The sequence below is a fragment of the Lacipirellula limnantheis genome (assembly GCF_007746075.1).
In the GTDB taxonomy this organism is placed as follows: Bacteria; Planctomycetota; Planctomycetia; order Pirellulales; family Lacipirellulaceae; genus Lacipirellula; species Lacipirellula limnantheis.
The window spans coordinates 6374551-6401449 of the sequence record NZ_CP036339.1; the positions used below are offsets into that span (position 1 = coordinate 6374551).

At 61.4% G+C, this 26899-nt stretch carries 21 protein-coding genes and 1 riboswitch; of the genes, 18 read left to right on the forward strand and 3 right to left on the reverse strand.

Annotated elements, in window-relative coordinates; genetic code table 11:
- Positions 1-446: 446 nt before the first annotated feature.
- From I41_RS24915 to I41_RS24935, 5 genes are all read left to right on the forward strand, one after another.
- Positions 447-1436, forward strand: coding sequence for an AAA family ATPase (locus I41_RS24915; RefSeq protein WP_210421253.1), 990 nt, complete (start codon positions 447-449; stop codon positions 1434-1436).
- 39 nt (positions 1437-1475) lie between these two features.
- Entirely contained in the window at positions 1476-1883 is a 408-nt protein-coding gene (locus I41_RS24920) for a thioredoxin family protein (protein WP_145435730.1), read from the forward strand.
- 66 nt (positions 1884-1949) lie between these two features.
- Positions 1950-2846 carry a DUF58 domain-containing protein gene (locus tag I41_RS24925; protein ID WP_145435731.1) on the forward strand — a complete coding sequence of 299 codons (897 nt, stop codon included), beginning with the start codon at positions 1950-1952 and terminating at the stop codon, positions 2844-2846.
- 240 nt (positions 2847-3086) lie between these two features.
- Positions 3087-5222: a BatA domain-containing protein gene (locus I41_RS24930; RefSeq protein WP_145435732.1), complete on the forward strand. Its 2136-nt coding sequence runs from the start codon at positions 3087-3089 to the stop codon at positions 5220-5222.
- 150 nt (positions 5223-5372) lie between these two features.
- Entirely contained in the window at positions 5373-7661 is a 2289-nt protein-coding gene (locus I41_RS24935; protein WP_145435733.1) for a glutamine amidotransferase, read from the forward strand.
- 95 nt (positions 7662-7756) lie between these two features.
- Here I41_RS24935 and I41_RS24940 read toward each other — a convergent pair whose 3' ends face one another.
- Entirely contained in the window at positions 7757-8740 is a 984-nt protein-coding gene (locus I41_RS24940) for an NADPH:quinone reductase (RefSeq protein ID WP_145435734.1), read from the reverse strand.
- 172 nt (positions 8741-8912) lie between these two features.
- On the opposite strand from I41_RS24940, the gene I41_RS24945 reads away from it, so the two are divergent.
- From I41_RS24945 to I41_RS24960, 4 genes are all read left to right on the forward strand, one after another.
- Positions 8913-10484, forward strand: coding sequence for a YcjF family protein (locus tag I41_RS24945; RefSeq protein ID WP_145435735.1), 1572 nt, complete (start codon positions 8913-8915; stop codon positions 10482-10484).
- Between the two features lie 636 nt (positions 10485-11120).
- Positions 11121-12500, forward strand: coding sequence for a GTP-binding protein (locus I41_RS24950; protein ID WP_145435736.1), 1380 nt, complete (start codon positions 11121-11123; stop codon positions 12498-12500).
- A 238-nt stretch (positions 12501-12738) separates the two neighbouring features.
- A complete protein-coding gene (locus I41_RS24955) occupies positions 12739-13521 on the forward strand; it encodes a class I SAM-dependent methyltransferase (RefSeq protein ID WP_145435737.1) in 783 nt (260 codons plus the stop codon).
- A 287-nt stretch (positions 13522-13808) separates the two neighbouring features.
- Positions 13809-15128 carry a hypothetical protein gene (locus tag I41_RS24960; RefSeq protein ID WP_145435738.1) on the forward strand — a complete coding sequence of 440 codons (1320 nt, stop codon included), beginning with the start codon at positions 13809-13811 and terminating at the stop codon, positions 15126-15128.
- A 541-nt stretch (positions 15129-15669) separates the two neighbouring features.
- On the opposite strand, the gene I41_RS24965 is transcribed toward I41_RS24960, so the two are convergent.
- Positions 15670-15972 carry a hypothetical protein gene (locus I41_RS24965; RefSeq protein ID WP_145435739.1) on the reverse strand — a complete coding sequence of 101 codons (303 nt, stop codon included), beginning with the start codon at positions 15970-15972 and terminating at the stop codon, positions 15670-15672.
- Between the two features lie 380 nt (positions 15973-16352).
- On the opposite strand from I41_RS24965, the gene I41_RS24970 reads away from it, so the two are divergent.
- The 8 genes from I41_RS24970 to I41_RS25005 all read left to right on the forward strand — a co-directional run bounded on the left by I41_RS24970 (position 16353) and on the right by I41_RS25005 (position 24839).
- Positions 16353-17915, forward strand: coding sequence for a sigma-70 family RNA polymerase sigma factor (locus tag I41_RS24970; RefSeq protein WP_145435740.1), 1563 nt, complete (start codon positions 16353-16355; stop codon positions 17913-17915).
- Between the two features lie 284 nt (positions 17916-18199).
- Positions 18200-19657, forward strand: coding sequence for an OprO/OprP family phosphate-selective porin (locus tag I41_RS24975; RefSeq protein ID WP_145435741.1), 1458 nt, complete (start codon positions 18200-18202; stop codon positions 19655-19657).
- 149 nt (positions 19658-19806) lie between these two features.
- The gene (locus tag I41_RS24980; protein ID WP_145435742.1) at positions 19807-20211 is read left to right on the forward strand and encodes a YidH family protein; all 405 of its coding nucleotides are present in this window, start codon (positions 19807-19809) and stop codon (positions 20209-20211) included.
- A gap of 82 nt (positions 20212-20293) precedes the next feature.
- Positions 20294-20562, forward strand: a riboswitch (cobalamin riboswitch).
- Positions 20563-20595: 33 nt separating this feature from the next.
- On the forward strand, positions 20596-21663 hold the full coding sequence (locus I41_RS24985; protein ID WP_168207149.1) for a DUF1559 domain-containing protein: 1068 nt from the start codon (positions 20596-20598) through the stop codon (positions 21661-21663).
- Positions 21656-22621, forward strand: coding sequence for a dockerin type I domain-containing protein (locus tag I41_RS24990; protein ID WP_145435744.1), 966 nt, complete (start codon positions 21656-21658; stop codon positions 22619-22621). The genes I41_RS24985 and I41_RS24990 overlap by 8 nt, the downstream gene beginning before the upstream one ends.
- Positions 22612-22800, forward strand: a complete 189-nt coding sequence (locus tag I41_RS24995) for a DUF5522 domain-containing protein (protein WP_145435745.1) — start codon at positions 22612-22614, stop codon at positions 22798-22800. Before I41_RS24990 ends, I41_RS24995 begins: the two co-directional genes overlap by 10 nt.
- Before the next feature lie 75 nt (positions 22801-22875).
- On the forward strand, positions 22876-23796 hold the full coding sequence (locus tag I41_RS25000; protein ID WP_145435746.1) for a hypothetical protein: 921 nt from the start codon (positions 22876-22878) through the stop codon (positions 23794-23796).
- A 200-nt stretch (positions 23797-23996) separates the two neighbouring features.
- A complete protein-coding gene (locus I41_RS25005) occupies positions 23997-24839 on the forward strand; it encodes a class I SAM-dependent methyltransferase (RefSeq protein WP_315852437.1) in 843 nt (280 codons plus the stop codon).
- Here the strand turns inward: I41_RS25005 and I41_RS25010 are convergent.
- Positions 24819-25619 carry a hypothetical protein gene (locus tag I41_RS25010; RefSeq protein WP_145435747.1) on the reverse strand — a complete coding sequence of 267 codons (801 nt, stop codon included), beginning with the start codon at positions 25617-25619 and terminating at the stop codon, positions 24819-24821. The genes I41_RS25005 and I41_RS25010 overlap by 21 nt on opposite strands.
- A 329-nt stretch (positions 25620-25948) precedes the next feature.
- Between I41_RS25010 and I41_RS25015 the strand changes: the two genes are divergently transcribed.
- Positions 25949-26812 carry a shikimate dehydrogenase family protein gene (locus I41_RS25015; RefSeq protein WP_145435748.1) on the forward strand — a complete coding sequence of 288 codons (864 nt, stop codon included), beginning with the start codon at positions 25949-25951 and terminating at the stop codon, positions 26810-26812.
- The last annotated feature ends 87 nt before the right edge of the window (positions 26813-26899 follow it).

Here is a 26899-nt window from a genome sequence, read left to right on the forward strand (position 1 = left end):
CCGGGGCGAGTCTTGCGAGGCCAGTGGCAAGGTGGAAAGCCCGAACTAAGGGTCATCCTAGGATGCCTCGACGGCGTAAACAATGCTCGCATGGATATGATGGAAGCCAGGGCGTTGAATTGTCCCTCGTTTGGGGGAGCTATAGACTGAGGCATGATTGATTATTGGTTAGCAGGGTTTCAAGAAAGTTGAACGGCCAAGGACGCCAAGGAACGAGAAAGAGAAGACGAATTGGAACCGCAGATGAACGCGGATAAACGCAGATGGAAGAGGGCGTCTCTTTCTTGATTCAATTTATTGGCGTTCATCTGCGTTTATCGGCGGTTCCATTATTTGAACTTGTTCTACCCTTAGCGTCCTTAGCGTCCTTGGCGGTTTAGTATTTATCTTCGTTTGAAAGGCCCAGACCGTTGTCGACGACGCAACCAACTCGCAACCTGGGGGACATCCTGCAGGAGTTTCGCCAGCATCGCGGCATCATGCAGCAGGAACTGCAGAAGGTGATCGTCGGGCAGGACGACGTCATCGAGCAGATCTTCGCGGCGATCTTTACCCGCGGCCATTGCTTGCTCGAGGGCGTGCCGGGGTTGGCGAAGACGCTGATGGTGAGCACGCTGGCGCGGATCCTTGACCTCGGGTTCAAGCGGATCCAGTTTACGCCCGACCTCATGCCCTCCGACATCACCGGCACGAACGTCCTGGACGAAGACGAACATGGCAGGCGGAGCTTTCGATTCGTCGAGGGGCCGGTCTTTTCGAACATTCTACTGGCAGATGAGATCAACCGGACGCCGCCGAAAACGCAAGCCGCGCTGCTGCAAGCGATGCAGGAGCGCGAAGTGACGGTGGGCCAAACCACCTACACGCTTCCCGATCCCTTCTTCGTCATTGCAACGCAGAACCCGATCGAGCAAGAAGGGACCTACCCGCTGCCGGAAGCGCAGCTCGACCGGTTCATGTTCAACATCAAGGTCGGCTACCCGAGCGCAAGCGAAGAAGAGCAGATTCTTACGTCGACCACTCGGCAGGATAAACCCGAGGTACGAAAGATCCTCTCCTCACGCGCGATCCTTAACCTGCAGAAGCTGGTCGGGTCGGTGGCGGTGAGCGAGTACATCATCAAGTATGTGGCGACGCTCGTACGAGCGACGCGGCCGAAGGATGAGAAGGCGCCGAAGTTTGTGCGCGAGTGGGTCGACTGGGGCGCTGGCCCTCGCGCTGGCCAGTTTCTCATCTATGGCGGCAAGGCGCTGGCGGCGATGGATGGGCGGTTTGCCGTGGCGGTTGAAGACATCCAGAAGGTGGCTGTGCCGGTACTACGGCATCGCGTGAGCACGAACTTTCAGGCGCAAGCGGAAGGCGTGACGAACGAGGACGTCATAGCGAAGTTGCTTAAGGAAATCCCAACACCTGAAATCCCGAAGTATGGAACTTAGGGCAGAAGAATGGGACGCGGATGATCGCGGATTTGGCGGATGGACACGGATCAGAACCAATCTGCTGATACACGATGGAAGCCAATGTCTCCGGAGGTCACCGCCGCAAGTTTTCCTAACCTGGTTGAAGGAGGAGAACCGCTCGCCATCCATTTCTGGGCTGAATGGGATCGCGTCGATCGTGATATGGACAAGAACATTCAGTTGATCGCGCCCAGGCTGAAAGGTTGGGTTAGCTTTTATGCCGCTGACGTCGATCGGCCAGAGAACATCGATTGGTGTAAGAGTTTGAATGTCGTTTCGATCCCTTGTCTGATTGTTTTCGTGAACGGCCTGCGAACTCGTCACATCATTGGTCTTGGAGACGAAAAGGAATTGACTCAAAAAATCCTTCACGGACTTTGCAGCGCACCAACTATGCAGCGACCGTGGTGGAAGTTTTGGTAGCGTCTCATCCGCGTAAATCCGTTTAATCCGGGTTCATCCGCGTCCCATTCTTCCGTAGACTGCCCCATGGCCGCCGTTGAAAAGTATCTGAAGCCGGAAGTGATCCGCCAGATCTCGCGGCTCGACTTGCGCGCCCAGTTCATCGTCAAAGGCTTCATGCAGGGCCTCCACGCCAGTCCCTTCCACGGCTTCTCGGTCGAGTTCAGCGAGCATCGCAAGTATTCGCATGGCGACAATCCCCAGGACATCGACTGGCTCGTCTACGCGAAGACCGACAAGTACTACGTTAAGAAATTTGAAGCCGAGACGAACATCACCGGCTACCTGGCGATGGACCTGAGCGGTTCAATGGCCTATCGGTATCAGAACGAGCTCTCGAAGTTCGAGTATTCAACGTGCTTGGCGGCTGCGCTGTGCTACCTGATGGTCCACCAGCAAGATCCGGTCGGGCTCGTGACGTTCGGCGAGAAGATCATCGACGTGTTGCCGCCGAAGTCGAAGCGGCAGCAGATCGGTAACGTGTTGTCGCACCTCGCCCGTCTCAAGCCGCGGGCGAAGACCGACATCGCCACCAGCCTCATTCAACTCGCGGCAATGCTGCGGCATAGCAGTCTGGTGATGATTTTCAGCGATCTGCTCGTCGACCCCGAGCCAGTCCTCGCGGCAATGCGGCGGCTCAAGCATGGAGGGCACGAGGTGATCGTGTTCCACGTGCTCGACCAAGCGGAAGTCGATTTCCCGTTCGACGGGCTCGTCGAGCTACGCGATCCGGAGACGCAGGAGCGGATCGAAGTCGACGCCGACGGGTTCCGGAAGGATTACTTGAAGGCGATCGGCGAGTTTCGCGAGACTTACAAACGGGAGTGCGCGAAGAGTCGGATCGACTACTTGCCGCTCCACACAGGGATGCCGTTCGACAAGGCGCTGATGGAGTATTTGTTGAGTCGGCGGAATATGGGGTAAAGACTTGAACCGCCAAGGACATTGGTCATTCGGCAAAAAGGGGATTGAACCGCTAAGGACGCCAAGGACGTCAAGGAAGAATAGGAACCGCTGATGAACGCTGATAAACGCTGATTGAAGAATGGGCTGAATTGCTTGATTCATTCCATTGGCGTTCATCTGCGTTCATCGGCGGTTCCTATACTTGAATTTGGTCTTCCCTTGGCGTCCTTGGCGTCCTTGGCGGTTTAGTGTTTTTCTATGGGTTTCTTAACGCCACTGCTGCTAGGAGGCATCGCACTAATCGCGATCCCGGTGGTGCTGCATCTGGTAATGCGGCAGCAGCCGCGGGAGTTGACGTTTCCGGCGCTGCGGTTTGTGAAGCAGCGGCGAGATTCGAATCGGCGCAAGATGAAGTTGCGCCATTGGCTGCTGCTCGCGCTGCGCTGCCTGCTCATCGCCGGGCTAGCCATCGCTTTGGCGCGGCCGACGTTCAAAGGCACGGGCCTGCACGGCAAAGACGGAGCGCCGCTGGCGGTCAATCTGGTCATCGACAACTCGCTGCGGATGGAATACGTGCAAGCGAACGAGTCGCGACTTGAGAAGGCGAAGAAGACGGCGCTCGAGTTGGTCGAGAAGCTTCCCGAGGATGCGACCGTCGCGGTGTGCGACTTGGGTCGCGCGGCTCATGGATATGCCCCCGATCTGAGCGCGGCGACGTCACGGCTACAGAATCTGCGGCCGACCGCCGAAGCCAGGCCACTCGTCGACGGCGTCTTGGAGTCGATCAAGCTGGCCGCGGAGCAAGAAGATCGTCGCCAGGAGGTGTTCGTCTTTACCGATCTATCGCAAGGGGCTTGGAACGACGAAGGACTGAAGGAGATCAACAACGCTCTGTCGGCCGCCCCTGACGTGCGAATTTACATCGTCGACGTCGGCGTTGCCGATCCGAAGAACTCCTCACTCGGCGAGTTGCAGGTGCGTCGTAGCGTGCTGCGCCCTGGCGAGCCGCTTCATTTAGAAGCAGAGATTCGAAGCAATCTGCAGAGCGAATCGCCGCTGGTGGAACTCTCGCTGCGGAATGAAGAGGGGAAGCTGCAAAAGCGGAGCGAGGCGATTGCTGCCTTCGATCCGCAAGGGCAAGGGCGCGTCGTGTTTGAAATCCCCAATTTGCCCCTGGGGACGCACCAAGGCTCGGTCAACTTGGCCGCGACCGACCCGCTCATTGTCGACAACACCCGTTACTTTACGGTCGAAGTGCGTCCGCCCGCAAAGGTCTTGTTATTGGCAACGCAGCCGGCCGATGCGCTGTTTGTGGAAAAAGCGCTTGGCGCCTCGCTGGGCGACGCTAGCCGCTTTGACGTCACCGTGAAGACATTCGCCGATTTGGAAAAAGCCAAGCTTGAGGAATTCAGCGCGGTTGCACTGCTCGACCCCGGCCCCTTGCCCGCTGAAGCTTGGAACTCGCTGTGGGACTTTGCCGCGGGCGGCGGTGGAGTCGGTATTTTCTTGGGCCATCACGCGGCGGGAGAACTGGAGTCATTCAACAGCGAGCCGGCGCAGCGACTGCTGCCGGGAAAGCTGAAACGAGTATCGCGGGCCGAGACGTATCTGCGGCCGCGAAGGCTCGACCACCCCGCCCTTGCCGGGTTGCGCAATTACGCGGAGGAGTTGCCGTGGCAGATTTGCCGCGTCTTCCAGTACTGGACCTTCGACAAGTCGAACGATAGCGACACGTACGTCATCGCCGGCTACGCCAATGACAAACCGGCGTTTATCGAACGCCCGGCCGGCAAGGGTCGAGTCCTGGTCTCGACGACTCCATTCTCCGATCCGCTGGAACCGGAAGGTCGCGAGCCGTGGAACACCTTGCCGGCGCAGCCGTGGCCTTTCGTGGCCCTCGTCGATCAGCTGATCGGCTATCTCGCGCAAGACGGCGATGAGCGGCTCGATTACTTGGCGGGAGAGGTCGCACGCGTGCAGCTGTCGCCGCAACAGCAGGTGGCGAGCTACGTGTTGCATCTGCCTGACGGCCAAGCCGGTTCGCGCGTGGCCACGTCGGGAGACGACGAACTAGCGGTGAGCATCACCGATGAACTGGGAAACTATCGCCTCACTGCCGGCGGTCAGTCGCAGCGGCTCGATCGTGGATTCAGCGTCAACGCCAGCGGGACGATCAGCGACTTGACGCGATTTGATCCCGAGAAGCTAACGGGCGCCTTGCCGAAAGATCGCGTGCGGCTCGCAGAAAACCTCGAAGCCGTGGAGCAATACGTCGACGTAGGGCGCTCGGGCCGCGAATTGTTTCCTTGGATGATCGGCCTCGTAGCCGTCATTTGGGGGGCGGAGCATCTGCTGGCGAATCGGTTCTATCGTGAAGAGAAGGGAAAAGATTGAACCGCCAAGGGGCGTTTTGTCCGTTGTCAGTGGTCCGTGGTCAGTTGCTCTCGATGACAGCTCGCTCCAGGCGACAGCAGCAACTGACCACGGACAACGGACAACTGACTTGCCCCATCGGGGTCCTTGGCGGTTTAGTATTTATCTGAAATGACTGGCTGGAGCTTCGATCCTGTTGGCGGTTGGTGGCTGGTGATGGCCGCGGCGCTGGCGCTTGCGCCTCTCCTGGCGATTGGCCCTTCGCAGCGAAAGCAATCGCTACAGCGCAGGGCGACGCTGACGTCGCTGCGGCTGCTCACGCTCGTGCTCCTGCTGCTGGTCATGCTTCGGCCAGCGCTCGAGACGCGCACCACGCGGAAACTGCCGGGGACGCTCATCGTGCTGCCCGACCTATCACGGAGCATGACTGTGGGCGACGCGACCGGAAACAAGCCACGATACGCGGCAATGCGCGAGGCGCTTGATGATTCCGCCGCCGAGTTTGCGGATCTCGCCAAGGCGTGGGATGTGCGAGCTTACGGGTTCAGTCGCGACACCGAGCCGCTGAAGTTCGCCGAAGGGAAATTTGATCTACCCGCCGAACCGACAGGACAGCAGACGGCAATTGGCTCGGCAATTGAAGATATCCTCGCCCGCGAGGCGCAGCAGCGAATCGTCGCGGTAATCTTGTTGAGCGACGGCGCTCAGCGGGCGTTCGCTCCGCGCGACATGCCGCCGCAAACAGCGGTTCGGCAGTTGGCGGGCGACGGGATTCCGCTCTACACGCTGGCGTTCGGTCAGCCTTCGCTTGGCGAACAGAACGACTTGCGGCTCAGCGATATGCTGGCCAGCGATGCGGTGTTCGCCGAAACGCCGACGACCGTGGAGGGCGTCGTCACCGCGGCCGGGTACAAGAACCAGAAGGTCAACGTTCAACTGCTATGGGAGAACGCCGACGGCGAGCAAGAAGCGGTCGACGCTCAAGAGATTCGGATCGAGCCGGGAAAGACCCGCTATCCCGTGCGGCTTAACTACACCCCGAAGGCGCCGGGCGAGTACAAGGTGACGCTGCAGGTGACGTCGCGTGATGGGGAATTGATCACGTCGAATAACTTGCAAAGTACGTTCGTGACGGTGCTGAAAGGGGGCATAAAAGTTCTCTACCTTGCCGGCGCCGGGCGAATCGGCGGTTTGCCAGGAATCGAGCCTCGCTTCGTGAGATCGGCGCTCGCCGCGAATCCCGACATGCACGTCGATTACCAAGCGATCAAGTACAACCCGAACGAGCTCGATCTCCGTGATCAGTTGCAGGATGAGCAGTATGACGTGATTCTGCTGGGCGACGTCGACGTCACCGGCCTCAGCGCTCGTTCGTGGAGCGAGATGGCTAAAATGGTCGAGCGCGGAGCCGGCCTGGCGATGCTCGGCGGCTTCCATAGTTTCGGACCGGGCGGGTTTGCCAACTCGCCGTTGCAAGACGTGCTGCCGATCGAAATGAGCCGGACCGAACGACAAGCCTTCGGCGAGGCTCCGCGCAAGGACGTCCATGTGCCCGGGCCAATTAAGATGCTGCCGATTCCGATCAGCAAGACCGAGGTCCATCCGATTCTGCGCATGAAGGAAGGAACGCTCGCGGCCAAAATGGCAATCTGGGAGGAGTTACCGGCGCTCGATGGCGCTAACAAGCTCGAACGAGTGCGGATGAAAAGCATCTCCCAGGCAATCGCTGAAGGCAACGACAGTGCGCGTTCGCCCTTGCTCATTGTCTCGCCGTACGGCGACGGGCGGTCGGCGGCGCTCGCGGTCGATTCAACCTGGCACTGGCAGATGGAAGGATTCAGCGAGGTTCATCGCCGCTTCTGGCGGCAGCTGGTGTTGTGGCTCGCGAAAAAGGACGAGACGGCGGGCGAACAGGTATGGGTGCGCCTGGACCAGCGGCGGTTCCAGCAAGGGAGCCGCGTCGATTTCAAACTCGGCGCCGAAGATACGGAGGGTGGCGCACTCGAAGGCGCCGACTTCGCCGTGCAGGTCGAAAAGCCTGACGGAACGAGCGAAGCTGTGCGCGTCACGCGCGGCGGCAGCGTCGCCACCGGAACCTTTAGCGCCACTGAGAAGCCGGGTGATTATCGCATCATCGTCTCGGCTCGCGACAAGGGGGAGACGGTGGGAACGGCGGCGGCGCGGTTCAGCATTTCAGACCAAGACGTAGAACTCGACCAACCGGCGGCCGAACCAATGCTGCTCAAGTCACTGGCTCAGGAGACCGCCGAAGCGGGCGGGGCCTGGCTAGCTCCGGAGGAATTGCCGGACTTGCTGGAAAAGTTGAAGTCTCGCGCCGACGAGTTTGAGGAGGAGCTTGTGGAGACGATCACGCTGTGGGACAGCTGGCCCATGTTGCTGACGTTCGCGGGGCTACTGTCGACCGAATGGTTTCTAAGGAAGCGGTGGGGGCTGGTGTAACGGCTTCAGCCCCCGGCTCCGCCGGGGAGTAGCATTACATGGGACACGGCGTGCCGGGATGGCGACCGACCCCCTGGCGGAGCCAGGGGCTGAAATCAGATTTTCACGACCAACTTCCCGCGAATCGCTCCGCTGTCGCTCGCTTCTTGTAGCCGGTGCAACTCCGCAGCGTCGTCGAGCGATGCGACGCGATCAATCTTCGCGTGTAGCTTGCCCGCGTCGAGCCACTTGCCGATTTGCTCGGCCGCCTGCCGTTGCACTTCGACGGGGGTCAGGAACATGGCGAAGCCGTGGAGACTCAGGCACTTCGTGTAGAAAGCGCCGACGGGGAATTCGACGCGTGATGTACGGCCAGCGATGAGGATCACGCGGCCGCGGTGTTTCATCGAGGCGAAAATCGCGTCGAAGTTCGGCATCCATGACGTTTCCCACCAGACGTCGACGCCGCCGGTCAGCTCGGCGACGCGTTTCGGCACGTCGTCGTGACGGTAGTCGAGCACATGGTTCGCGCCGAGCGTGCGGCAATACTCCATCTTTTCAGGGCCGCTGGTGGTCGCGATCACCGTCGCGCCGATGGCGCGGGCCATTTGGATGACGGTCGACCCGACGCCGCCGCTGCCGCCGTTGACGAGGACCGTCTCGCCCGGCTGCAGGTGGGCATGCTCCACCAAACCAACGTGCGACGTAATGCCGACCAGGGCAAGCGCCGCGGCTTGCTCGTCGCTCACATGTTCCGGCATGGCGTAGAGCCACGACTCGTCGATTGCTGCAAGTTCGGAAAAGGTTCCTTGCCGGCCCAGGATTCCCTGGTTCGCGCCCCAGACGCGATCGCCCGCCTTTAATTTTTTGGCTTGAGGGCCGACCGCGGCGATGACGCCGGCCAGATCGCTGCCGATGATGAACGGCAACGGCATGTTCGGCGGCGCGGCCAACCCGCTGCGGACGTAGGTGTCGATCGGGTTGACGCTCGCGGCGCGCATGCGGACGAGCACCTGGCTGCCGGTCGGGGTCGGATCAGGCAGCTGGCCGACGATAATGTTCTCGGCGGGACCGGTCTGGTTGATGTAGGCGGCTTTCATGGCGAGTCGCTCCAATCACGGAGGTCACGGGGCGAATGACAAGATAGCGAGCCGAGCGGCGAAGACGCAACGCAACACAAAGTCCGGCCATCCTGGCAGAGGGCCTCATCTCGCTTCCGGCCAGGATAGCCGGGCTATATGGCTCGAACGCTTGACGTATACTTTCTAACTGATGAATTGGCGACCGCGCAATCTTGGCTTGCTGTTGCTGCTCTATGCGGCGGTGCTCGGCTATGCGCTCGTGGCGTGGGTTCCTGATCTGGTCGCCGGTTATGAGCAGATTGCCGAGCGGCATCCGTGGCTCGGCTTCGCGTACCTCGCCGCCGTCGCCGCTGGGACGCTCATCCTCGGCGGTGCGTCGGCCTACTTCTTCTATCGCGTTTGGAAAAACTCGCGCGCGAAGCGACAGCGGCGTGCGCAGCGCCTGGCCAATCCGAGCGAGCTGTCGGCGGGCCAGCGGCGTTCGGAGTTGGCAGACAACCTCGCGCATAGCCATGAACTAGTCGACGATGAAATAGCCTCGGAAGCGTTGCGCGAAGAATTGAAGCGACAGCTGCTTGCGCTGCAGGAGAAGCAATCAAAGGAACGACTGGAAATTGTCGCCTTTGGCACGATCAGCAGCGGCAAATCGACGTTGCTCAACGCGCTCGCGGGACGCGACATTTTTTCGTCGAACGTCGTCGGCGGCACGACGATGGCTCGCTGCGAAGTGCCGTGGCCGGGCGCCGACCGGGTGATTCTGGTCGACACGCCGGGGCTGGCCGAAGTCCGCGGCGAAAGCCGGGCGGCGATCGCAGCGGCATCGGCGGAGCATGCCGACCTCGTGCTTTTGGTGGTCGACGGGCCGCTCAAATCGTACGAAGTCGAACTCGTCGAGACGCTCCGCGAGATGGAGAAGCGGGTGCTCGTCTGCCTCAATAAGATCGATTGGTACGACAAGCGACAAGAAGCGGAGCTGGTGGGTCAGATCGCCGAGCAGCTGCCGTCGATCGAAGCGGCGGACGTGGTGGCGGTACAGGCCGGCGTTGGCGAACGCCCCCGAGTACGCGTGCTCAGCGACGGCCGCGAGGAGCGCGACTTCATCGAGACGCCCCCCGATGTACGGCCACTCGCGCGACGAATGCTCGAAGTCGTCAAGCGTGACGGGCCCGATTTACTGCTCGCAAACCTGCTGCTGCAATCGCGCGGGCTGGTCGACGAGGCCAAGGAACAGGTGCGCAAGCATCTTGACGAGCGGGCCGATCAGATCATCAACCGCTACATGTGGGCCGCCGGCGGCGCGGCGGGGATTAACCCGCTGCCGCTGCTCGACATCGCCGGGTCGACGGCAATCACGCTAAAGATGGTGCTCGACCTGGCGCGGGTCTACAAGCAGCCGCTCGACGCCGACATGGCGGTGAAGATTTTGGCGCAGCTGTCGAAGAACCTGCTCGCCATGGTCGGCGCCACGGCCGCGGCGCCGGTGGCGGGGACGATGATCGCCTCGCTGCTCAAGACGGTGCCGGGCGTCGGCACAGTGGCCGGCGGGTTGCTGCAGGGCCTGGTACAGGCGCTCGTCACCCGCTGGGTTGGGAACGTCTTCGTGAAATACCTGCAGAATGAAATGCAGCCGCCGCCAGGAGGTTTGGCCGAGGTCGCCCGCAGCGAGTGGAAACTTCTGACGCGGCCTGAGTCGCTGCGACGGCTGATCTCGCTGGGCCGCGAACAACTTTCACGAACTGAACCAGAAACACCTGCCGACTAAGTTTGGCCGGCATTCATCTATGGATCAATCCGTCGATATTCAGGCGCCGCCTGCGGTGGGGCTGGTCTATGTGAGTCGAGTACTAGCGCCGGGGCCATTGTGCCATTTGCTTTACGGCGACCGAATCGTGACGGCTTCTATCCAAGCGCCATTCCTAGGCATGACGAAATCCCTTGTTTGGACCTGGCTTGACGGCGATGAGTGCAGCCTCCAATACCCGAGCTCTCGCACTGAGCTACGCCTCAATGGGCGGCCGCAGTTCGAGATCCCTTACGTCGGATTCTGCAAAGGGGGCGAGCAGTACATCTGGCGGCGCATCTCGGATAAGCTCCGTCTCGTAACGGCCGAGTTCGTGCGGGGAAAAAATTGCCTAAATTTCGAGTATCGATTTTACAATCAGGAGCGAACTCGCTTGGGCACATTTAAGAGAGAAGACTTGTGGAACTACCGCCTTGGAAGACGGCGACCAATGCCGCTGTATGATTTCCAAGGATCGCTCGTCGAGCTCAATCTGATCTGGGCTTTCATTTTACTCCAACAATTCTGTCGATCCGACTAAGAGGGTAGAAGCGATTCCTGCCGGAACTACCAACCGCTTTTGTCACGTCGCGTCATTGTCGTTAGCATTTGAAAGCCATGAGCAACGCCCCGCCATCGCCGACCGCCGTCCCGCCAGACGCTGACTATCAGGCGTCGATGCGCGCGCTGGAATCGGCGATTGGGCACTTCAAGGGCTGCAACGAAGCCGAGCTGCGCGAGCTCGCCGACGACATGAGCCAACTCGGTCGTATGGCGGAGAAACTGCAGTCGGGCCGCGTCGACATCGCCGTCTTCGGGGAGATCAGCACCGGCAAGAGTGCGCTCATCAACGCCCTCTGCGGCGAGCAGCGGGCGGCCGTGAATGTTCGCGGCGGGTGGACGAAAGACGTCTGGCATGTGCCGTGGGAAACAGCCGGATACTGCGTGCCGGGGTTCGCCGACTCGCAGGTGGTGCTGGTCGACACGCCAGGGCTGAATGAAGTCGATGGCGCCAAGCGGGGCGAGATGGCACGCGACGCGGCGGCGCGCGTCGACCTCGTGCTGTTCGTCGCCGATTCCGATTTGAACGACACCGAGTATCGGGCGCTCGTCGAGTTGGCGGCGAGCAACAAGCCGCTCATCCTCGTGCTCAACAAGACTGATCTCTATCGGCCCGATCAACTCAACGATCTGCTCACCGTGCTGAATGGGCCACGATACGCGGGAATCATTCGTCCCGAAAACATCGTATTGGCTCAGGCCGATCCGCGCGAAGTCGAATACGTCATCGAGGCCGCCGACGGCAGCACGCGGAGCGAATGGCGGAAGCAACTCCCCCAAGTCGAAGAGGTGAAGGCGCGGATCATCGAGTTGCTGGCGGCCGACGGCAAGGCGCTCATCGCGCTTAACGCCGCGATCTTCGCCGCCGACAAGAGCGACCGGATGACGGCGCTGCGGGTCCGATTTCGCGAAGAGGAAGCGGCACGGACGATCTGGAGCTTCGCCGTAACGAAGGCGCTGGCGGTGTCGCTCAACCCCGTCGGCATCGTCGACGTCCTCGGCGGCGTCGCCGTCGACGCGGCGATGGTGGTGACGCTCGGACGGATTTACGGCATCTCGATCACGACGAACAACGCCCAATCGCTGGCGATGTCGATCGGCAAGTCGGCGGGGCTGGTGACGCTGCTCGAAGCAGGCGTCAGCTGGGCCTCCTCCGCGTTCAAAACGCTCACCGTCGGCTTTGGCACCGTGCTCACCGCCGTGCCGCAGGGCGCCGCGGCGGGGTTCGGGTCGTTCATCGTCGGCCAGGCGGCGCGGTTCTATTTCCAGCATGGCGCGAGTTGGGGCGATCAATCGCCAAAGGCAGTGGTGACGCAGATTCTGGAAAACACCGACAAGCAATCGGTGCTCGAACAGCTGAAGGCGGAGATCCTCAAGAAACTATCCACCAACCGCCACGCGGATGAAACTGACAAAGGTTGGTTTGGTAAGAAATAGAAAAAAGAAGACTGAACCGCCAAGGACGCCAAGGCACGCCAAGGAAAGGCGCGGAAGATTGAACCACGACGACACAGCGAACACAACGAAGAAGAAACGAGAGAGAGTATTTACAAATGTTGTCGTGAATTTTCCCTCGTCGTGCCCGTCGTGTCGTCGTGGTTCAATTCTCTTGTATTCCTTGGCGCTCTTGGCGTCCTTGGCGGTTGCCTTTACGACTTAACGACACGGATAGCAGATGCTCGAAACGATCAACGCCAATCTCTACGATTTCCCCAAGTACTACGACCTCGTCTACGGCTCCGACTGGAAAGCGGAGGTCGACTTTCTTGAGGCCTGCTTCGCTAAGCACGTCCGCGGCAAAGTGAAGCGGCTGTTCGAGCCGGCGTGCGGCACTGGGCGTTTGATGTTTCGCATCGCGCAGGCAGGGTACGACGTCGCCGGGCTTGATCTGAATGAGAAGGCCGTCGACTTCTGCAACGCGCGGCTAGAGAAGCATGGGCTGAAGCCGACCGCCTTCGTCGGCGACATGTGCGAATTCAAGCTGAAGCGCCCGGTCGACGCGGCGTTCAACACGATCAACAGCTTTCGCCATTTGGGGAGCGAAGAGCAAGCCCTCGCGCACTTGAAGTGCGTCGCCCAGTCGCTGCGCAAGGATGGCATCTACGCGCTGGGCCTCCACCTGACGCCGACCAAAGGCGAACCGCTCGAAACCGAAAGCTGGGCCGCCCGCCGCGGGCACCTCTCGGTCCTGTCGCGGCTGTGGGTGATCGAGCGCAACCGCCGCCGTCGCCAGGAGCGCGTCGGCATGAGCTTCGACGTCTACACGCCGACGCGGCAATTCCGCATCAACGACGAATCGAGCTTTCGGATGTACACGGCGGCCCAAATGGAGTCCCTCCTGGGGGAAGTCGCTGAGTTCGAACTGCTCGAAACGTACGATTTTGGCTACGAGATTGACGAACCGATCGAAATTGACGGTTCTACCGAGGATGTCGTTTACATCCTGCGGCGGCGGTAATGTCGGCCCAGGCTGAATTTCTTTACCGCCAGAGGGCGACGGAACGAAGAAAGGCGAAGAGAAGAAGAATTGAACCGCCAAGGTGCGCCAAGGAAATGCGGGTAGGGTTGCACCACAACGGCACGACGAACACGACGATGAAGAAACGATAGCGAGAATATTGATCAGCTACTTCGTGAATTTTCTCCCGTCGTGCCCGTTGTGTCGTCGTGGTTCAATTACAAGTATTCCCTTGGCGGTTTGAAATTCTTCCTTCGTCGTGAGTTCCCCAATCGATTTGCCAAGCAGTGAATTCGTCCGCTTCGCCAACGTCGTCGCCTGTCGTGCCGGAATCGGTTCATCGGGAGCCGGCTGCGCGGTTTGTCGAGTGGGCGCTAGCGGAGTTGGAGATTCCGTTCCAATCAGCGGATGGCGAATTAATCATCGACTTACCCGAACGCGAACGGGCGACTTTCGACGGAACGTCACGGCTTTACTTAGCGACCGTGGCCCAACCGACGCCGCAGCAAGAGCCGCTCGCGTGGGATGGCCGCTTCGGCCACTGGCTGCGTGAGCAGTTGTCCAAGACGACTGCCGCCGTCCATGCTCGCCCGCTGCGGCAGCCGATGGCGGTCAACGACGTGACGGCAACGCTATTCGCCGCGTACATTGTCGAGGGTGGCCAAGTCCACTTGGCAGGGTGCCAGTTGACTGACCATCCCTTTTTGCGGCTGACGTTCGCCGCCGATAGCGAATCCGAGGTCCGGCATATCTTTGTAGCGCCGGACGGTTCGTCGGTGAGCGACGAACTGGCGCCGCAGCTTGGCCTCGACGAGTTGCAGCCGATCTTGAAACATCCGCCTCGGCTTGACGACGGCGCCTTGCGATCGCTGATCGCCGCCGGGCGTCGCATTGCGGCGAAACAATCGACGAATCGCGACCCCACAGCGGCAACCATCGAGCCGTTAGCCGTCACGGTGGTATGGGTGCGGCACGCCGAGGGGCGACTGCGATTCACGATCGGCGCCGCCGCTGTTGATCATCCATTTAGCAGTTGGGCCTCCCTGTTGAAGGCAGAGCCGTATGTCGGCAAGGACTCAGGGATCGCGGCGTTCGAACTCGCTGCTACCGACGACGGGCGGATCGAGCCGGCGACGGAAATTGCCGTTTGCCAGAAATCGGGACGGCGCGTGCTGCGGCAAGAGCTTGTCTCGTGCGGAGTCACGGGGCTGCGGGTATTGCCCGAGTTCACTGAGATTTGCCCGGTGTCGGGTTTGCCGACGTTGCGCGGAGAGTTCGTCGTGTGCCAGCGATGCCGGCAGCGGGTCAGCAAGGCCGTGCTCAGCGAGGGCGTCTGCGGGGCTTGCCGCGGAATGGCAAAAGTGTCGAAGGACGATCCGCGCCTGGTCTGGATTCTTGGCGAGCATGCCGGGCTCGACCGCTGGAAGAAATGGCAGCTGGCGGAGACGCGAGGGGTCTACATCGCTCAGGCGTCGTCGCTGTTGAAAGAACTGCTGGTCGTGATCGAGAAAGAGTCGCTCGCCGTCCGCCGCGTCGCCCAGCGGAGCCGGCTAAGCAACAGCTGGGTCGATCTCGATGAGGCGTCGCGCGTCGATTTGCTGAAGTAGCCGCCTCGACCTGGGGAATAATGTGCCCCGCCAGACGGAGGGCCACGCCCTTCGAGAGAGCTTGGCCGCAGACGCCGCCTAGGTGAAGGGCTTCGGACCGCCTCAAAGGTGTCCACTTTCTGAAGCTCGCCGTTGGTCGCCCGTTGACCGGCAAAGGAGCGGCAAATGCGGTCTGCGAAGCTCCGCAGAATCGCAACTCGCGGGCCGTTTACCGCAACGCGTCGCGGTTACAGCCCCAGAGCGTCCAATGACGCCCTGATTTGCGCACGCCGGATCGTGATGCGCTGCGCCGGGGGCGCGGCTGGGCCGGTAATCCTGGTTTTTTGCTAGACTCCGATTCTATGGCGGGTAAAATTATAAGGCTGGAATCGGCTAGGTTCCCTCCCCACCTTTCACGCAGATCAAGCCAGACGCACGAAAGCCAATCCGCGGTACAGCCCGGCAATGCTTCGGTTCTGAATTTCTGACGTGCCCCCCACACGTCATGTTACCGAGCGAGTTCCGACGGCGGCCACGCCCTAAAGGCAGACAATTGATCGCGTTACTTGGGTACGGGCAGCGAACCTTCGTTCACAGTCGCTCCGGCGTCGTTGGGATTTGATCCCAACGTTCGATCGGGCTGCTGGCGGTGCGTCATTGTTGATTCGCGGATCTGGTCCAGAAGGAACGCGTAGTGATCGGCGTCGCGTCGATGACTGAGGTTCGTCTGGGCGGGCGAGTAGTTTGGTCGTTCCTGCGGGCAGCGATATTGCGCGGCTCCATCGGCGGAGCGTCGTCGCTGCAGCAAGTGTCGCCGCAGCAATTGGTAGAGTCTGGCGGTTGCGGAGGGCGTATGCGTCGGCAAAGAGCTAACGCGGTCCGGCGATCTCTCCGCAGGTGTAATCTCTTACCAAATGACGATCGGCCAAATACTTACGATCGATCGGTGTTAAGATTAGTTGTCTCTGTCGCAAACTCTTGGGGGAACATCCGGCGCTTGTACGCGACGACTTGCCGCTTTGCTTGGCGGCAATCGGTGAACCGTTTCAGTGCTTTGACGCCGCCTAATTTTGGGATGTGGCAACGCACCAGGTTCGAGCAGTGTCTTGATGACTTGATGATGTCTTGGAGCACGCCCGCGCCGGCAGCTCAGGCGATCTCGTCTTCGATTTGCTCGCAACGGTTCAGCGTCAGTCCACGCCGTGTTGGGGCTCTAAGATCCACGCTTGCTGAGGAGTGTTGAACTTGTACGACACGTTAATGGAACATGACCTGGAAGATGACGTTGTAGCCGTTGACGGCGACGTCGAACTCGATGCCAAGGGGCTCGACGACGACATCGACGACGATGACGAGATGTCGCTTGACTTGGCCGACGACGTCAAAGACGAGGCTGCCGGCTCCCTCGAATTCGACGACGAAATGCCCGAGGGCGAATCATGGTCGGACGACCCGGTGCGGATGTATCTGACCCAGATGGGCGAGATTCCGCTGTTGACGCGGCAGCAGGAAATTAACCTCGCCCGCCGGATCGAAACGACTCGCACGGCGTTCCGTCGTCGGCTGTTGGCTTGCGATTATGTCATTCGCGCTGCCCATAAAGTGCTGAAGCGCGTTCATCGCGGCGAATTGCCGTTCGATCGGACAGTGCAGGTGTCAGTCACCGATCGGCTGGAAAAAGAGCAAATTCTCGGCCGGTTGCCGCACAATCTGGAAACTCTCGACATCTTGCTGGAACGCAATGCCGAGGACTACCGGATTGCCACGAGCAAGTCGGAGAAGCCGGCGCGTCGCCAGCAAGCTTGGGACAATCTGGCCAAGCGGCGACGCCGCGCGGTGATGCTGGTCGAAGAACTTGGCCTGCGGACCCAGCGGATCGAGCCGCACATCGCGACGCTCGAGCAATTCAGCGCTCGAGTCGACGAGTTGCGCGCTCAACTCGATCAGATGAAGAAGGATCGCCGCCCCGCCTCGGAGCGGAAGCCGTTGATCATCGAGTACCGCAACATCCTACGGGTGACGCAAGAGACGCCGCGGAGCCTTCGCAACCGCGTCGCCTACCTGCGGGAAGTTTATTCGAAGTACCAACGGGCCAAGCGCGGGCTGTCGGAAGGCAATCTGCGGCTGGTCGTGTCGATCGCCAAGAAGTATCGCAATCGCGGCCTGTCGTTCCTCGACCTGATTCAGGAGGGGAACGCCGGTCTGATGCGGGCGGTCGATAAGTTCGAGTACCGCCGCGGCTTCAAGTTCTGCACGTACGCGACGTGGTGGATTCGCCAAGCGATCACCCGCGCCGTGGCCGATCAGAGCCGCACGATTCGCATCCCGGTTCACATGGTCGAAACCATGAGCCGCGTGCGAAACGTGTCGCGGGCGCTGCTGCAGCGTCTGGGTCGCGAACCAACGATCGAAGAGACGGCCAAGGCGGCCGGCTGTTCGGTCGACGAAGCCCGTCGCGTGCTAGCGATGAGCCGGTACCCGATTAGCCTCGACCGTCCGGTCGGCAACAGCGAAGACAGCCACTTCGGCGACTTGCTGCCTGACTCAGGCGCCGAGAGCCCGGCGATTGGCGCCGCGCAAGAGATGCTCCGCTCGCGCATCACGAAGGTCCTCAAGACCCTCAGCTACCGCGAGCGCGAAATCATCAAGCTCCGCTACGGTTTGGGAGACGGTTACAGCTACACGCTGGAAGAAGTGGGCCACATTTTCAAGGTGACCCGCGAACGTATCCGTCAGATTGAAGCGAAGGCAGTTCGCAAGCTGCAGCAACCGAGCCGCAGCCAAGAATTGTCGGGCTTCCTCGACTAGCAAAGCCGCGACCGCTGGTCGCGCAGTCGTCACGACAACATAAAGCCTCGGAGCACAGTCATGTGCTTCGAGGTTTTTTCGTGCGCCTTCAACTAAACTCATCTAGCTAGCAGCACAATACACAGAACCGCTTCGACGCTAGCAACCCGCGGTTTCGTTACGAACATTACAGTTTCGCATCCCCCCTAACCTCCGCCGCTCCACGGAGACGATGATTGAGGCACGTCACAGGAGGTGTCGTCCCCGCCCACACTCCGGCCGCCTTGCTCGAAGGGAATCGAGGAATGACGCGTTCCGCCTGGGGCTTCCTGCCCCGTTGCGCCTCGACGCTGCTGGCGATCGCCATTCAGTCGAACGCGAGTGCACAATCGATGGAGCAAGCACTCACCGCATTGCCGCCGATTGGAGGCGAGTCGGTACTGGCGTTCGTTGAGACCACGCCCCTGGTCGCTGCCGAGCCATTGGCGGCCGCCGAGCCCGCAACGGCCCAGCCAGCGGAGGCGGAACCGTTGTCGCAGGGCATTCGGCTCGACGAAGGCCTGATTCCCATCGCCAACTACATCCAGTTTGGTGATTGTCCGGTTTGCCCGCCGGGGGCGGCGGCCGCGGCCAAGCCGAAGTATCCGACCATCGTCGTCTCCGGCGCCGCGCAGATCGACGGCATCTGGTTCGACCAGGACGCGGCCAACCAGGCCGTCGTCGGCGATGCTCGCGACGTTGCCGGGTTCCGCCGCGCACGTCTGGGAGCCAACGGCTTCCTGGCCGAGAACGTTCGCTACCGCATGGAGTACGACTTCGCGTTCCCCGGGCGGCCCAACTTCACCGACGTCTGGGTCGACGTGTTCGACCTGCCGACCGTCGGCCACTTCAAGGTCGGCCAGTGGAAGCAGCCGTTCAGCATGGAACCGGCGACCAGCTTCCGCGAACTGATGTTCATGGAACGGTCGCTCGCTTTCGCGCTGGTGCCTTTCCGGCAGGTAGGCGCCGGCTTTTTCGATACCGCATTCGACGAGCAAGCGACCTGGGCATGGTCTGGGTATCGCTTTCCGACCGATCAATACGGCAACGTCGCCGGAGATAACGGCTACGGCATGTCGACCCGCGAGACGATGTTGCTGTACAACGACGAGTATGACAACGTCGTCCATCTTGGCGGCAACTACACGTATAACGAGCCCGCCGGCAACACGCTGCGGATCCGCTCGACGCCTGAAGTTGGTTTCACGCAGCTCGATGCCAACAACCTGACGGACTTTCCGATTCCCTTCTTCGTCAACACCGGCTTCCTCCCCACCGACAGCTACCAGGTCGTCGGCGGCGAGCTCGCTGCTGGCTTTGGCTCGCTGGTGTTCCAATCAGAATACATGTACGCCATGCTCGATCGACCTGGCAATACGCAGCTAAACTTCCCCGCTGGTTACGCCCAGTTAGGTTACGTGCTGACGGGCGAGCGGCGCAAATATGACAAGAAGACCGCTGCCTTCACGCGCGTCATTCCTGACGTCAATTTCGGCAAGGGAAACTGGGGCGCCTTTGAAATCGCTGGCCGCTACTCGGCCCTCGATTGCAACGACCAAGACGTCCAGGGCGGTCGGCTCCAGGACCTCACGTGCGGCCTGAATTGGTATCTCAATCGCTACACGAGGTTTGAGTTCAACTACATCCACCCGATGCTCGACCGACCGTTGGGGAACGATACCCACGCGGACATCTTCGGCACGCGGGCTCAGTTCGACTTCTAATGACAGGGGGACTCGCCACAGCGACACAACGGACCCGAGAAAGACAACGCAGAAAAGCAACTGAAACCGCCGATAGACGCAGTTAACGCCGATGCCCTTTCATCTGCGTTCATCCGCGGTTCGCAATTCTGCAGCGTTAACGACAGATCATGGCTGAAGTCGACGACCCTCGTATCTACTTTGCCGCGGAGCGGACGCTGCTGGCCTGGGTGCGCACCGGGCTGACGCTGGTCGGCATGGGGTTCGTCGTGGCGAGGTTCGGCCTCTTCCTGCGGATCGTCCGCAATGCCCCCAATGCGGCGCCTCAACTCGGGTCAACTTGGATCGGCGTCGGACTCGTTGTGCTCGGTTCGCTCGCGATCGGCGTGGCCGCGTGGCAGCACGCCCGATTCTGGAAAAACCTGGAAAGGCCGCAGCAAACGAGATTGTCGGCCATGAAGTGGTCAGTTGCTTTTGCCGCATCTGTCGCATTGATCGGGCTGGCGCTCGGAGCCTATCTGGTGGTCAGCGCCGGCGACGACGGGGCCCATCCGGCGGCCGCACGCCCGTCCTGAACGGCCGTAACTCGTCGCATCGATTCGACTTAAAGAATCCGCTTTACACTCGTTTCAGGGCGCGTTAGACTCGCCCCGTCAGTTTGGTTCAACGTGCGTTGGTGGTCGGCTCGAGCAACTGTCGCTCGGCCGACGCAACAGGGAACTCCGGTGCGATTCCGGGACGGCCCCGCCGCTGTGACCAGGCGCGATTCGACGGACACTTCTTCAGCCATTGCCGCTGGACTGGCCGCTTAAGCGGTCAGTCCGAACCCAAGTTTGGCGACGCCTTACTCAGGTTCAAACGCGGCGAGAAGGCGCGTTCCGTCGAGGCCTGGGAGTCAGAAGACCTACCAACGCATGAGTCGTGCGGTTCGCTCCTGCGAGGGACGGGCGAATTGCGAAATGAATCGCTTGTTGACCGCGACTGGTGCGCTCGAAATCCGTTCGTGCGCAGCAGACGTTGAGTCGCTTTCCACGCTGAATCTCTCGTTGAAGCCCCGTTTTTCGGGGCTGAAACTGCGTGGATGCGGCATCGTCAACGGCAATTCAGACGTACGTCTGATGAATGCCCCGCCCCTGCGCTCCGCAGTTCGTCGCCACTTCGCCTCCGCTTCGCGTGCGCGCCGCCGCTGCGACTCACTCACGAGACGCGGCTTCACGCTCATTGAACTGCTGGTGGTGATCGCCGTCGTCGGCGTCCTCGTCGGATTGCTGCTGCCGGCGGTGCAGGCAGCGCGTGAGTCGTCGCGCCGATCGCATTGTGCGAACAACTTGCGGCAGCAAGGGTTGGCGCTGCTCGGTTTTGAAGGCGAACATCGCACCCTGCCTATCGGTTGCGTCGATTGTCTTACGGAACCCAGGCGATTTCACTCCTGGAACTCGCAGCTTCTTCCCTGGCTCGAGCAAGCCGCGCTGCGTAAGCAGCTTGATTTCACGATTGCGTCGCATCAATCCCCGAACATTGGGGTAGGCGGCACCCCGCTCGACGTGTTCCGCTGCCCGAGCACGCTCGAACACGAGGTCGCTAGCACCACAGGCCTCTGGCGGAAGGGGGCGTTCACCGACTACGGCGGCATCTACGGCGTCGGCGGCGTCGGCCAAGACAACGTCGACGAGCAGTGGAACCGCCAATTGTTGAAAAGCGCTGCCTTGGGCGTCTTCGTTTACGATCAGGCGATTACGTTCAAAGACGTCAGCGACGGCGCCTCGCACACGGTCGCGTGCGCTGAATTGCTTGGTCGTCGCCGCGGCGAGTGCGAGTGGGTCAACGGCAACAACGTCTTCGCCCAGGATGTCGAGACCCCCGTCAACAACGCGGTCAACACCAGCGTGGGCATCGGCAGCCCTCATCCGGGCGGCGCTCAGGTCGCGTTCTGCGCTGGACATGTCGCATTCTTGAGCGAGCAGATGCAGCCGCAAGCGCTCAACGCGCTCCTCACTCGCGCGGGGGAGGAGCTGCATCATGAATAACTTCCGCCAAAATCTTGTTCACTTCGTGAAGTTCGTCGCGACAGCCGCCATCGCACTAGTTCTCGTTGATCACTCCGCAGCGGGTCCGGTTGATTCGTTCGACGACATCGAATTCTGGGTCGGCGCCGGCGGCAACCGCGCCGCCGTCGCCATCGACTGGGACAAGAACTCAACGGCAACGCCGGCCCTCGTTTGGGGCTTTCGCTGGGACGGAACGGCGACCGGGCAGACGATGCTGAGCGCCATCGTCGCCGCCGATCCGCGTCTATTCGTGAAATCCGAAGGCCACGGCGCCCTTGGCAGCGCGATCTACGGCCTCGGCTATGACGACGGCGACGGCGAGTTCGCCCTCGACGACGAGACGACGTTCGATGAGTTCGGCTTCGCCTCGTCCGCCGGCCCCGCCGACTCAGCTGCGGCTCTCGACGCCGACGATCTCTATCGCGAGGGCTGGTTCCTCGGCTACTGGCACTATGGGCGCGCTGTCGGCAATCCATACGACGGCGGCAGCTGGAAGCCCGCACCAACAGGCATGACCGGGCGAACGCTGAGCGACGGCGATTGGGATAGTTGGGTCTACACCGAGTCGTTCGCAGCGACGCCCTTTGCCGTGAACCCCGTCGCCGCCGAACCTCCGAGCAGTGCAGGCAACGCCGACTTCAACGGCGACGGCGCCATCGACGGCACGGACTTCCTCGCCTGGCAACGCGGCTTCGGCTCCAGCGGCAACGCATCATTGGAACAAGGCGACGCGAACGGCGACGGGGTGGTCGACGTTGCGGACTTGAGCGTTTGGACTTCGACGTTCGGGGCCATGACGCCCCCCCCAACAGCGGGCGCGGCGTCTGCTGTCGTACCCGAACCGTCCGCTGTTGGATTGGCGCCGGGAATCGTGACGTTCATCGTCGCCGCTGTGCGACGCGGAGCCTGTCGGCAAGGAGGCGTCGCATGGAAATAACCGACGTCGCGCTGGCTCAACAATCATGCGGAGATCAATCGGCGCCGCTTATCGAGGGGTGCGACTTCTATTTCGAAGATGGACGAATCGTCCTGACCGAAAGCTTTCTGCAGCGCCGCGGCGACTGCTGCGACAACGGCTGCCGGCACTGTCCCTATCGAGCCGTGCCGCTCGCGTGATTCGACGCGAAACCGATTGGCAAAGAGGAATGGGTAACTGACTTTGATCACGTACTACGTTGCAGAGGGGAACTAATGAGAATTGCTTTGATGGTCGTCGTTGGTTTGGGCATGTCATACGCAACCACCCAGCGCTCGGCGTTAGCCGTTGATCCGTGGGCCGATCACGTCGTCAGTTACGTGCAAGGAACCGGAGTCGGCAACGACTTCGTCACCGGCAATCCAATCAACAATCCGCTGACGGCCCTCGGCGAACCGACGCGGTTCACCAGCGATCCGGCCAACTTCGGCGGCCCGACGACGCCCTTTTCGTCGGCCTACCGCGACGACGAGATCGTCACCATCGGCGCCGGCGGCTCGCTGACGCTGCAATTCGACGAGCCGGTCGTCGACCACCCGCTCAATCCGTTCGGAATCGATCTGCTCGTGTTCGGCAATGCCTTCTACTCGATCGATTTTGGGACGTTTCTCGCCACTGGCGCGTTGGACAACGATGGCGGCCAGATTGAAGTAAGCGCCAACGGCGTCGATTTCTTCCCCGTGACCGGCTCGGCCGACGGAGGCTTTCCGACAATCGGCTATCTCGACGTCATTGAGCCGTTTCCCTTGCTCGACGGCGCTCTATGGAGCGACTTTACGAAGCCGGTGAATCCCACGTCGCTCGGCAGCGTCGCTGGGATGAGCACCTCCCAAATTATCGCCGCCTATGACGGCTCCGGCGGCGGACTGGGAGTCGATATCTCTAGCAGCGGCCTCGCGAGCATCTCGTTCATCCGCTTCTCGAATCCGCTCGGTTCGCTGAAGACGCCCGAGATCGATGCGGTCGCCGACGTCCGCGCCGTGCCGGAACCAGCGACGTTTGCTTTGCTGGCGATCTCGAGCGTCTGCGTGGGGGCTTTAGCGGCCAAAGTCGCCGGAGCCGCTCGGCATAGCCGCGCAGCAACCCCGGACGGGCGGTCGATGCAGCACTGCTGTCGCAGCGGCGATGGCGTCTAACCGCCTGTTTTGAGCATGGGTTTCGCGCCTGGCGTACTTTTGGTTAACCAATTTCTTGGCAAAACCGTATCGGGCAGTACTGTGGAGCAGAGAGACGTCCCAGTGACTCGCATCGCTGGGTGACAAATTGTCCGCGAGATGGTTCAATCGATGGGGCACCAGGAGTTATCTGTTTCCGAACCATCTCGCGGGCTTTTCTTTTGCAACGCAATGCTCAGCTCGATCAGGCAGGCCTCTCGGCCAGCGTCGCGCACAATGCACGGGCGTGGAACGCGCTAGCCCGCGAAGGCGTTGCGCTGGCTCAACCGGCGCGGGATGATGAGCTCGCCAATCCCTTAGCAACTGTTGACCCGGCCGGTTGGCTCGGGGGCGATATCCGCGGCTGGAACGTGCTCTGCCTGGCAGCCGGCGGCGGTCGGCACAGCGCGCTATACGCTGCCGCTGGTGCGAAGGTGACGGTGGTCGACATTAGCGACGAGATGCTCGCTCTCGACCGCGCCGTTGCTCGCGAGCGCGGCTTTGATGCGAGGCTCGTGCAAACGTCGATGGAAGAGCTCTCGATGTTCGCGGCCGGCGAGTTCGACCTGGTGATCCACCCGGTCAGCACCTGCTACGTCGCCGACGTGGCGCCGGTGTTCCAGGCGGTGGCAAGGGTGACGCGTTCGGGCGGCCTCTACGTGAGCCAACACAAGTCGCCGACCAGTTTGCAGGCGACGTTGCGGCCCGAAGGCGCCGCCGGAACGTACGCCTTGGCCGAGCGCTACTACCGCGACGGACCGCTGCCGCCGGCCGAGCCATGCCGCCTGCGCGAGCGCGGGACGCTGGAGTATCTCCACCGCTGGGAACAACTCCTCGGCGGCATCTGCCGCGCCGGCTTTGCGATCGAAGACGTGCTGGAGCCGATGCATGCCGACCGCGACGCCGCACATGGGAGCTTTGGTCATCGGGCGCAGTACGTCGCTCCCTATGTGCGACTGAAGGCGCGACGTGGCGACGGCTCGGCCGTACGAAGCGCCGGGAAGCTAACGCTCGTCGGCGACTAGTCGGAGTGCCGTTTCTGCGCCGTCGTAGCTATCGGCCCGAGCGATTGCCTTCGCATCCATGCGGCGGTCGAGTCGCGTAACGACGATCCACATGACCACGAAAACCCAGGCGCCGAGATGAACGGCGGCCACTTGGCGAGATACGCCTGCGGCGAGCGACATGACGGCGCCGCTGGCGATGACAATCAAGCTTGCCATTCTCGTCGACCAGCTCGCTCGGTACGCCCCGAGGGCAGCTGCCATCGCTGTGGCCGCGGACAACGCCAAGCCACAACCTGAAATCAGGTCTGTCAGGTTGTCGTCGATCAAGGAAAAGTCGGCGTTACGAAGCCCAGTGCTGGCAACGGCGACGACGATCATCCAACCGAAGAGCGTAGCGAGCGAGAACTGCGGCTTCCGAGACAGACAATGATGATCGTCACCGGCAAATCCTCGCAACACGGTCAACCAACCGGCGGCGACGGCAGAGGTAAACGCGGCCCCCGCAATCAGTTCTCCCAACACGTGCGGCCACACCAAGTCGATGTAAAAGCCCGAGCGCAAGCGCGGGATGACATAGTCGGGCGCTGTCAGCACCGCGATGGCGACAATAACCCATGTGGCGCGCGCTAGGGGATGGCTCTGCCCCAGCACGAGCCAGCCGCTGGCGAGCAGAAGCTGCCCCAGTCCTAAAACCGTGGCGAAGTCGCCTTCGTGATCGACCGAGAGCGCCACGGCATCGAGGCAGATTGCCGCGATGCCAAACAGCCATGTCAGGGGTCGTTCGTAAAAGGTGGGCACGGTCGGTTCAGAGTAGGTACGGGCGCCACAGGCATCCCACGGGGGCATTCTGAGCGAAGCGAAAAATCTGGAAGCTCAATCGTGACGCTAGATCCTTCGCACTGCTCAGGATGACGGCGGAATCGATTGCTCGTCCCTCATTCTAATCAGCATGGGCGAAAATCCGCCGATTGCCTTATCTTTCGCCGTCGACTGAACGGTTGAAATTACCGCTCCAGCGGGGGAGAATGGGCCGAACGTAGCAGTCGTAACGCCGCAAGCGTCTTCGCTTGGCCGCCGCCGACTGCGACTCGCCGCCTGACTGGACTCCTTTTCGCGACCGCCGCCGCATGTCGACTCACCACCAGCAAGACGTCTGTTGCTTGATGGGGGACCCCGTGGCCGGCAACCCAACCCAGTACATGCTGGAAAAGGCGTTTGCGGTCGCGAATCTCGACTGGCGGTTCCTCACCTTCGAGGTCTCCGCGGTCGACTTCGAACTCGCCCTCAAGGGCGCTCGCATCTTCGAGTTTCGCGGGATCATGCTCGCCCCGCCCCATCGCGGCGAGGTCCACCGCTACCTCGAATCCGTCACCGACGCTGCTCGCCTCAGCGGACAGGTAAACTGCCTGGTCCAGCACGACGGCGGCCTGCGCGGAGTCAACACCGAAGGGGTCGCGATGCGGAGGCTCGCCGAGGCGCATGTGCCGGCGAAAGGTCTGAAGGCGGTCATCCTCGGCGCTGGTCGAACCGCGAAGTCGATCGCCGGCGAACTCGCACTCGCCGGCGCCGCGTCGATTGAGCTTGTCTGCGTCGAACCGACGCAAGCCGTGCCGCTGGTCGAATCGCTGGCCGGCGATCCGCAAACCGCGGGGGTCGAGTGCCGCGTCACGTCCTGGCCCAAGGATGGCCAGATCGTCATTGGCGCCGACGTGCGGCTCTTGCTCAATGCAACGCCGGTCGGCCGCTACGACGGCAAGGCACTGTTGCCGATTGACGTCGACGCACTGCCGACTGGACTACTGGCGTGCGACATGACGTTCAATCCGCCGAACACGCGTTTGATGCGCGACGCCCGCAAGCACGGCCTCGCCACGATCGATGGACTTACGTTCCTCGTGGAGCAAGCAGCCGTGGCGTTCGAGCTATGGACAGGCCAGAAGCCCGACCGCGAAGCGATGCGCGAGGCAGTGGAAGAGTTTTTGGTGCTGTAGCCGCGGGTCAACGACCGGCCGGAGCGCTGAGGAGAATAGGACGCGGATCTGCGCGGAAGTTCGCGGATCATGCAGCGTGGCTTGTAA